The 6470-nt window shown below is 38.4% G+C and carries 6 protein-coding genes and 2 pseudogenes; 2 read left to right on the top strand and 6 right to left on the bottom strand.

The features are described 5' to 3' along the window. Positions 1–947 precede the first annotated feature (947 nt). From QUA58_RS30530 to QUA58_RS30505, 6 genes and pseudogenes are all read right to left on the bottom strand, one after another. On the bottom strand, positions 948–1109 hold the full coding sequence (locus QUA58_RS30530) for a hypothetical protein (protein ID WP_333397881.1): 162 nt from the start codon (positions 1107–1109) through the stop codon (positions 948–950). Positions 1110–1232: 123 nt separating this feature from the next. Beyond that, a protein-coding gene (locus QUA58_RS30525) for an IS1 family transposase (RefSeq protein WP_333397879.1) occupies positions 1233–1936 on the bottom strand; the annotation gives its coding sequence in 2 pieces (ribosomal slippage) (positions 1233–1615 and positions 1615–1936; 705 coding nt in all). A gap of 12 nt (positions 1937–1948) precedes the next feature. After that, on the bottom strand, positions 1949–2605 hold the full coding sequence (locus tag QUA58_RS30520; protein ID WP_333397877.1) for a transposase family protein: 657 nt from the start codon (positions 2603–2605) through the stop codon (positions 1949–1951). Between the two features lie 224 nt (positions 2606–2829). Next, positions 2830–3972, bottom strand: a pseudogene (locus QUA58_RS30515) (ISAs1 family transposase). Continuing rightward, positions 3956–4288 (bottom strand): IS66 family transposase, encoded by a 333-nt coding sequence (locus tag QUA58_RS30510; RefSeq protein ID WP_333397883.1) that lies wholly within the window; start codon positions 4286–4288, stop codon positions 3956–3958. Before QUA58_RS30510 ends, QUA58_RS30515 begins: the two are co-directional and overlap by 17 nt. 102 nt (positions 4289–4390) lie before the next feature. Continuing rightward, positions 4391–4981, bottom strand: coding sequence for an IS66 family transposase (locus tag QUA58_RS30505; protein WP_333397876.1), 591 nt, complete (start codon positions 4979–4981; stop codon positions 4391–4393). 130 nt (positions 4982–5111) lie between these two features. On the opposite strand from QUA58_RS30505, the gene QUA58_RS30500 reads away from it, so the two are divergent. Both QUA58_RS30500 and QUA58_RS30495 read left to right on the top strand, forming a co-directional pair. Beyond that, on the top strand, positions 5112–5288 hold the full coding sequence (locus tag QUA58_RS30500; RefSeq protein ID WP_333276852.1) for a hypothetical protein: 177 nt from the start codon (positions 5112–5114) through the stop codon (positions 5286–5288). A 45-nt stretch (positions 5289–5333) separates the two neighbouring features. Further along, positions 5334–6407, top strand: a pseudogene (locus tag QUA58_RS30495) (IS630 family transposase). Positions 6408–6470 lie beyond the last annotated feature (63 nt).

Genomic DNA, 6470 nt, shown 5'->3' with positions numbered 1-6470 from the left:
TGAGTACAACTTTCAACCTTCACTCCAGGCAAGTCTAATATATAGTCCAAATAAAAGTCCATGACAGTAAATGTATTTTTTGTTACATTATACACCATAAAGTGAGGAAAGCCCTATTATTTCACGGTTTAAGTCCAGCGCTAAGTTTACTAAAATGCGTTAAAAATGGCAGGGCTTTCTCGCGATAGGCTTACAGGCATTTAAAAAACTGTCCGAAGTATTGTATGACGCAGTGGCACCACTCCGATTCCATCCCGAACTCGGTTGTTGAACGCCCCGCTTGCCGCTCGAAAATAGCTCCTTCCCTGCAACCACTTTTAAACAAAACCTCCTGACGGGGTGACAAGAAGAGTCAAAAGCTTGATAAAATCAAGGACATAGCCCTCAAGCCTGTCTGACAGAATGGGAGATCAGTAGCCTCTATATTTTCATCAATTCCGCAATAGTTTCATGGCAAAGCTCCAATACTTCTCGGTTAAGGTCTAAGCGGTACTGAGAAGAGAAAAATGAATATCCTGGCGCTGAGTATTAGTACCTCGATGAACAGGTTTTTTGGACAAAAACTTGGAGCGAGGTTTTTTAACAACGCGGGGCAATACTTCTCGGTTAAGCCAAAAGTCAAGTAAACTGGTGTTGATTCGTGGATAAGCGAGGGTAAAATTGATGGCACCAAAAGAATTCACCTTAATCACTCCAGTCACAGGGGGAACGCATCTTATTGAACACTGTTCATCGGTGGTGAGTATATTTTAAGATAAATTCACCATTAGACATCTCCAAAAACTTTCAATACACTTCTGTGACTAAGTTTCAAGCTGGTGAACGCCATGACAAGCAGACCTCAGTTTCAACGTTAAAATCAGGTTTTGAGACAGTTACTGTTAGCTATAAGGTCAAAGATAGTAGATATACATATCAAATTATACCTGTTGATATCAAAGATTTTATCATGGTAAGATTAACGCTCCTATCCGAAGTCTCACAATTCCACATATGGTCATAATTATTTGTTCATATTTAGATGGATTTAATCTAAATCTTTCAGAAGCCACTCTGAATATTTTCAATAAACGAATTAAATGTTCGAAAAATATTCGGTCAGCAGCCATTTTTTTTGTTGGCTTCCATTTGTGACGAAGTTAATTCTCCTTTTTTTGGTTGTTTCGTGGGTGTTTTAATTGATGGTTCTCCAATATAACCTTGATCACCTTGAAATTTTTGGCGTTGCTGAATCAAGGTATGAATGCCCAGGTCATGGGAATATCATCAAATTTCAAGTAATGTATTAATAACTTAATAGAATGCTTGAGCATTTCCTCACATTTAGAATAACAAAGAGTCTTGCGATGTAGTTTGGCCAAATAATGTCTTAGTCTTGTATTTTCCCCTTCTACTCGTGTCATGTAAGTCTTGCTAATAATCTGATCTCCATCAGGAATAAACATGGGATATACAGACCATCCATCAGTTACATAAAAGTAGCATTTCCATTCACTCACTTTGTCCCATAATGGTTCAAATGTCTTAGCGCTATGATCCCCTAATGCCCATCCTAAAATTCCTGGTTTAAAGTGGTCAACCGCTGTCCACAGCCAGAGCTTGTCGGTTTTTTTTTTACATGAGTTTGTAATTCATCGAGCTCACCAACTTCTGGAATAACTTCAGGGTCATAAACATCTGGCAACAGTTTCCCAACTTGTTTTACCCAATTTATTACTGTGGTATGATGAACTCCCTTAACTCGTTCTATCGCCCGTAAACCCATACCATTGACATACATTTTTAGGCAATCACGTTTGATGGCCTCGCTATAACCTCGCTCTTTCTCATACTCATTGATGAATTGACGACCACATTGTACACAAATGTGGTTTTGTTTTCCTTTTTTCTTGCCGTTTTTACGGATATGGGTTGATTTACATTCGGGGCATTGCATAAATTATTCCTTTTATTCATACTCTAACTCAGCAACGCCAAATTTTTGATGGGGGTGAAAGTTTTTCAAACTTTCACGAAATAAATTTATGTCACTTGAGGGGCCTGGCTTTCCTGCAATTATATCAACAATATCTTGACCATCTGGCAACACAATAATTTGATTTTTAAAAGTATGATTTTTTTTTTGCAGAGTAATTTTTTTCTGTTCTTCATACTCGGACGGTCTCTCTCTTGGCTGTTCTTCACTATCTACTATTAGTTCATAGTCCGTTAAAATTTCTTGAACTATCTCGTAATCACTCGCATTTTTTTTTACCTGTTCAAGTAAACTTGATGGCAGGAGTTTTTGGAGAATGGGAAACCAGTAATTAAATATATTGTTGGCGGTTGACTCACTAACTTCCCCTTGAATTCCTAACAATTGAAATGTTGTTAAATGTCTTAAATATGTCAAAGTTAAAAGAATTTGCTCTTCCTTGGATAGCTTTACTTTACGACCACCCCCTTTCTTGATGATTCTAACTTTCGAGGCTTGGCTCTCCTGTTGCTTTTCTGTATGTAAGACGAGAGCCTGCTTTATTAATTGTTCTAGTTGCTCATACTTGATGCCTACTAATCGCTGCGTTTCTTGGTTATTATTTTTAATATAATTTAATAGGTTGCTCATATTTTCCTGCTGAAAAACTAACGATCTACTATTTTACCACAAAAGTTTCTATTTTGGAGATGTCTATTGTTAGAAGCTATAGACCCACTTTGTAATGACTTTTAAGAGAAAAGAGGAGCTGATTAATGATGATTTTTACTTGCTGCCATGTTTGAGACAATAAAAAGCTTACAACCACTGTTTACAAGTTGTATAATAGTTAGCAATGAGTTGTTCGTGAGAATTTAGTTGACTGAAACAGCGAGGATTTTAGTCAAATACTCATCATCCCACCCGGCTCGAAGTCGCTTGTTCTTTGCTCCAGTTTTTGAGTTTTTTTCTTGATTCAAAAGATTGAGTGAGATCTGTCTAAGAATGGCAAAGTTTTGCGGAGCATTATCTTTTCTAATCCGACAATCATCTTCACGAAAACCCACATCTAATACCCAATGTAAAGAATTCTCAATTCCCCAATGGCTGCGGACTGATTCACCAAGTCTTTGAGCATCATTTGGTAAACTACTAATATAATAACGAGTTTCAATAGTTGTTTTTCCCTTGACTATTCTCACGGATTCTATCAGACCTATACTATGAAGTTTCTCCCATTGATTGTCGGGATCAATCAGCTCTTTAATGTCACTTAGCATTAAGTGATGTCGGATTTCTGAGCGACCATGATTACTCTCTTTTTTCGTCGAATAAGCTGTATGTGTCAAGCCAGAAAATCCTTGTCTAATTGCTTGTTTAAACAACGCTTCTACTCTGGCATACAGAGATGGTTGGTTCTTTTTTAAGGTGATTACGTAATCTCCTTCTTGTTAGACAATTGACTTCACAATTGACCTTTGACAGCCCATTGCATCAATGGTGACAATGCTTCCAATTAATTCTAATACTTTGAGTAAAGCCGGAATTGCTGTGATTTCATTGGATTTTTTATCAACCTTAACCTGTCCTAAAACTAATCTTTGACTGGTCGCCCAAGCACTGACCATATGAATCGCTTTTTTGTCTCCTCCCCGATCGTAAGAATGGCGAAGAGTCTTGCCATCAATTGCGATTACTTCTCCTGGATTGAAGCAGCTAATAGATTGAATCCAACTCAAAAAATATTTCTGAAATTGCTCAGGTTTGAGGCGATAAAATACTCTCGCAATTGTGTCATGGCTCGGTATACCATTCGGCAGTTCTAAAATTTTCTTTAACCATTCGTGTTTAGCTCGCCCGTAACTTTCGATGTCCACCCATGTATCAGCACCGCAAATTACTGCACAAATTGAGATCGTGATAATATCAATTAGTTGATGATGTTTCGTCCGCTAAATTCTTGGATCTTCTAAGTCGGAAAAATGGTCGGCAATGGTGATTTTAGGTTTGGGTTTCATAATGGTAAACTCTAATTTTTTTTTTTTTGATACTCAATAATTCTGCTCCAATATACCATATTCTGTTAATATTAAATTTAGATGCGTTCGCCCTGCCCCATTCCGAACGGAAGCCATTGGTCACACGGCGAAATATCACACTCATCCGAATCGCCTGTTCACTACTATTATTGGTGGGTGGAATTGTTGCGTCTTCTAAAAATAGAAATAAATTGTCAATCAGCCCACCGTAACGTTTTCGTAACCGGATCCCATCCTTTTGGTCTGGCACTAAATCCAAAATCTGGGTTAATCTTTCCTGTAATTTGTTCGATATCTTAAGAGTCTAGTCTCGTCCATTTTTGATCGTCGCCGATGAATGATAAAAGCCCTTAAGAATAACCTCTTCATCGCTGGGGCAAAAATTTTGTCCCCAGCATCAATCGCATATTGGCAATCCCGTAATTGATGAGCACTCGCACACTTGCCATTGTGGCGCTGGATGATTTTTTTGAGCACTAAATAAGTCTGACACCCAGATATCGGGACGATGTTCTGCGAGAACTTCGTTTATGACCCCACTGCCTCGGCTGGGGCGGATGACGTGTAAACAAACATCCTGGTTCTGAAACACCCACTCCCATTGGTTCTGCCCGTTAACTCTCGCACTGGTTTCATCTGAGCAAATTAATTTCGCCCGACGCAGCCGTTGCAATATTTGAGTTACTTGCTCATCTAAATTGGTTTTCACTTTCAAGAGCAAGTTGGCGATTGCTCCCTCTGATATCTTTAGTCCAAAGACGGATGCTAATAGGGAAGATAGCCGTTCGTAGCTGATGGCATGAGTGTAACGAAGATATGTGACTAGGCTTTGAATTGAACTGCCAAACGGTGAGCCTGGTTCCATTCCCAATGGTGCAGGTGCAACATACTCGGTTTGACAACAGGCACATTGACCACCATAACGTTCTATTCGGGTGATGATGGGGCGAATTGGGGGTAGTTCGATTTTTTCGTAGACGGATTGCAATTTTTGGGTGGCGGCGGTGACTTTCTCTCCACACTGGGGGCAACTTTTCAGTTGGGCGATAATTACTTGATCGGGTTCAGGATGTAGCTGTCTTCCCCCTCCAGCTCTTCCGACGCTTCTTTGTCTTTTGATGCCTTCAATTTTCGACGGCTTGATGTTCGGCTTGAATCCTTTCGACGGTGGAGTGCTAGAATTTTTGCTAGTTTTACTGGGGGAAGCGCCTAGTTTTACTTGGTCTGTGACTGAAGAAGCTGCCGTGAGTTTTTGGATTTCCTGCCATAGCTCTACTAAGCTGATACGCAGCTAGATTGTATAATATAAATATAAGATAAGCGATCATGAGTTATAATGTATGCCAGCCAAAAACCATCTATCTCAAAATCAAAAACAGAGACTCGTTAAACTACTAAAAGAGTCTGACGATAATTACGTGAGGGAAAAAGTTCTAATTTTATTGCTAATAAATGACGGAAGAACTTATAGAGAAATTAGTGAATTCATGGAGATTGCTTACACAACAGTAGCTTATTGGTCAGTTCATGGCGACCCAGATAATTTGGATAGTTTTTTAGATAAAAGAAGCCCAGGCAATTTTCGCAAAGTCACTCCAGAGTATGAAAAAATATTGATAGATACAATCGATAAAGATCCGGAAGAATATGGATATGAATTTGGGAGATGGACGGCAGCCAGACTAGCAACATATTTAGAAAAAATCACAGGAATTAAATTGAGTGGTTCCCAAATATCCCGGATACTACATAAAAAAAATACGTTTACATTTGGGCTAAATATAGTTTAGAGGACAAACAAAATCCCCTTGAAAGAGAAGTATTTAAACAGAAGCTATCGGAGTATTTAAGAATAACCCAACAAACGCCCGAGCTTTTACAGGTATGGTAAAGGGCGTGAGAGTGGATTCAGTTTACGAGTGATAAGAAGAAAAACTTGGGGTAAAAAAGGTAGTCGAAAAAAAATCACAGGTCAAAGGAGAAGAGGCAGAGTAAATATCATGGGTGGGTTGAGATATCATGACAAAAAAAGGTTAAATTTTGTGATAAAAAGAGGAGACTCTAATACATTTTATGAGCAAATTAATGCCTTAAATGATTCGATAGTTCAAGAATGGAGAGAATTGGGTAATCAAGCTGAAAATTTTGCCGAATCAGGAATAAAGATTGTCATTATTTTAGACAATGCTAGTTTTCATAAAAAGAAAGATATTCTGAGCCAAATATCAGCCGAAATGCCTCATATTATTTTAGAATTTTTGCCACCTTACAGCCCCGATTATAATTTGATTGAATTGGTCTGGCATTCAGCGAAAGAATATATAGCACATCGACTGTTTAAGTCAGTAGAAGAATTGTCAGAATTACTACATAGATTATTAAATGAAGGAGAAATGGTTATTACTGTACTTTAGACTAAATAAAGATGAGAACGGTGGCTTTGAGAAGAACTAAAGCCACCGCGCCGGGAGAGAATA

This window comes from Microcoleus sp. N9_A1 (assembly GCF_036701795.1).
Lineage (GTDB): Bacteria > Cyanobacteriota > Cyanobacteriia > Cyanobacteriales > Microcoleaceae > Microcoleus.
The sequence above is the reverse complement of the archived record's forward strand: the minus strand, read 5'-3'. Positions and strand labels throughout refer to the sequence as shown.